A 2,799-nucleotide genomic window follows, 5' to 3' on the forward strand; every position below is an offset into this window, starting at 1 on the left:
CCGGAACGGAGCGTACTTCTGCATAATCCTTTCATCGCTCGATGAAAGATGAGATTATGCAGCAACTAAAGCTCATGGCGTCCTTTGCACGTCCTACGGACGTGCGGCGCCATGTGTACGTGAGTACCGGAGCACAGAAAATTGCCATTTGCAGCCAAGTCGGGCAACTTTTAGATCAGACATTCAGATTTTGTTGACGCGGATCTCATTCCCCCACGGATCATCAATCACGCGCGTTTTTACATCACGCGTATCATTGATCTGCACAAAAGACAGACCGCTGCGGTCAAGATCACGTTTACCGGCGCCAGCACTCTGCCAGATATTATTGGCAATGTGGTGGTGATAACCACCGGAAGACAGAAACACAGCTTTTGAGCCGTATTTTGCTACCGTGTCGAATGCCAGTTCATCATGCCACCAGTCATCCGCAGGCTGAATTTGCCCGACACGCAGATGCACATGGCCGACAACAGTGCCTTCCGGCGCTTTTGTCCACTCAGACGGCGCATTGTTCAACTCCTGCAAAAGACCGTTCACATCCATGGCATCGGTTACCATATGCACCTGATCGCCGTTCCACTTCCATGTATCAGGCTCGCGGTCGGTATATATCTCAATACCATTCCCATCAGGGTCGGTCAGATACACAGCTTCACTCACCGCATGGTCGGATGCACCGGCAACCGGCAGCTGCTTATCAATCGCGCGTCTGATCCAGCGCGCCAGATCAGCGCGTTCAGGCAACAGAAAAGCGGTATGAAACAGACCGGCACTGCGCGGATCTTCCGGCTTCAGAGCAGAAGATTGTTCAATTTCCAGCAATTCCCGTCCGCCTGCGCCTAGAATAATCGAGGAGCCGCGGCGTGCCATTTCACGCAGACCGACAATATTTTCGTAATATTGCGCCAGCGTTTCAGCATCGCGCGACTTCAGCCCGACGCGTTCAACATAAGCCGGACGTGTCACTGCAAATGGTAATTTAGTCATAATTTCATCCCCGTTTCTGCACCGCGGAATTGTCTGCCGACAGCAATAACAGGCTTAGCGGTTACTTTCAGATAACCTATAAATCGCTCTAAGCCGGACAAGTTGCAATACACGGAGCGGCAAACACGCTGTTCACAAAATAAGATACAATCACCACCAAATTCGCAAAACTGTCCACTGAGATGAAACAATTTACGGCATCATCTTTAAAATATGTCTCTGAATAATAATATGAATGGCAGTGAAAACTGCGCTCTTCGCCAAGCAGAGATACGCAGAAGCAATATTGAATAAACGCTTCAGGCAGAGTAAATCAGGCATATGAAAGTTAAAGACGCAGATATCCTCATCATCCCCGGCTACACCAATTCCGGCCCTGACCACTGGCAGACACGCTGGGAGAATAAACTCTCCACCGCCCGCCGTGTGCAGCAGGCGGAATGGTCAAAGCCTGTTCGCGAAGACTGGGTTGCCTCGCTCATCAAACATGTTGATGAAGCAACGAAGCCTGTCGTGCTGGTTGCGCACTCGCTTGGCGTTCCGACTGCGGTTCATGCGATTCCGCATATCAAAGACAAGGTTGCCGGCGGCTTTTTCGTCGCGCCGCCGGATGTGCTGGATGAAACGATTCGTCCGAAACATCTGATGACTTTCGGCCCTTATCCGCGCGAGCGTCTGCCATTTCCGGCCATCACCATTGCCAGCCGCAATGATCCGTTCTCAAAATTTGAGTCGGTTGAAGATATTGCGAATGCATGGGGCTCGCTGTTGATTGATGCCGGTGAAGCTGGCCACATTAATGCGGAATCCGGACATGGCCCATGGCCGGAGGGTACCATGGTCTTCACCCAGTTTCTGTCCAAGCTCTGAAAGAAAAAGCCGCTTAAAAGCGGCTTTTTTATTATCTCATCACTCGTCCCATGCTTTAAGCATTGCCGATGCACCGGCGGCCAGATAGCCCCGATCCGAGGCCAGCGTTATGAAACGGAAGCCCAGAGCATTATACCGTTTGGCAAATGCGCTGTTGGGAGCATAAATTCCGGCCAGCTTGTTGCTTGCGGCTGCTTTTTGCGCAATCCGTGTCAGCGGCTCAACAATATCCTCGGAAAGCGGGTTAGCTTCACGACCATTGCTCCATGCAATTGAGAAATCCGCAGGCCCGACAAACACACCATCAATTCCGCGCACGGCCAGAATATCATCCAGCGCGTCATAGGCTGCACGGGTCTCAATCATCGCAAAACTCAATGTTTCCTGATTGACCGTGAGCAAATATTCATTGGAACCGGCCTGCCCGTAGCTGATATCACTGCGCAGCGGTCCCCATGAGCGCTCACCGACTGGCGGATATTTCATGGCAGCGGCAAAGGCTTGCGCATCTTCAACGGAATTGATCATCGGGGCAATCACCGCATTGGCTCCGAAATCCAGAGCGCGGCTGGCTGTATCAAAGCGACCAACTGGAATACGCACAATAGCAGGCTTACCGGCGGCTTTTATCGTGCCGATACCCTGACAGATGCTGGCCTCGGTATGCGAACCATGCTGCATATCCATCGTCACCGCATCAAAGCCCAGAGCGCTGATATTCTCCAGCAAAAGCGGATCAGAAATAGTACTCCACGCGGAACGAACCGTTTCGCCGGAGCGCAAACGGGTGGCCAAAGAGTGAGATATTGTCATGAATGCACCTGTATGTGTCTTATATTTCAGAATGTTCCCGACGGACACCTTAGAGCGCAATGAAAAAGGCGTCTATGCGCTTCACAGTAAACATCAAATAAAAAAGCCGCACGGAGCGTTCCGTGC

The 2,799-nt window shown here is 51.7% G+C and carries 3 protein-coding genes; 1 reads left to right on the forward strand and 2 read right to left on the reverse strand.

Translation table 11 applies throughout. From position 1 onward, the window contains the following. Nucleotides 1–183: 183 nt before the first annotated feature. On the reverse strand, nucleotides 184–1,020 hold the full coding sequence (locus tag A918_RS0113165) for a VOC family protein (protein ID WP_371257523.1): 837 nt from the start codon (nucleotides 1,018–1,020) through the stop codon (nucleotides 184–186). Between the two features lie 291 nt (nucleotides 1,021–1,311). On the opposite strand from A918_RS0113165, the gene A918_RS0113175 reads away from it, so the two are divergent. Further along, nucleotides 1,312–1,860, forward strand: a complete 549-nt coding sequence (locus A918_RS0113175) for an alpha/beta hydrolase (RefSeq protein ID WP_022711519.1) — start codon at nucleotides 1,312–1,314, stop codon at nucleotides 1,858–1,860. A 39-nt stretch (nucleotides 1,861–1,899) separates the two neighbouring features. Here A918_RS0113175 and A918_RS0113180 read toward each other — a convergent pair whose 3' ends face one another. After that, nucleotides 1,900–2,667: an HpcH/HpaI aldolase/citrate lyase family protein gene (locus A918_RS0113180; protein WP_028233789.1), complete on the reverse strand. Its 768-nt coding sequence runs from the start codon at nucleotides 2,665–2,667 to the stop codon at nucleotides 1,900–1,902. Nucleotides 2,668–2,799 lie beyond the last annotated feature (132 nt).

It is taken from the genome of Pseudochrobactrum sp. AO18b, assembly GCF_000409565.1.
GTDB lineage: Bacteria > Pseudomonadota > Alphaproteobacteria > Rhizobiales > Rhizobiaceae > Pseudochrobactrum > Pseudochrobactrum saccharolyticum.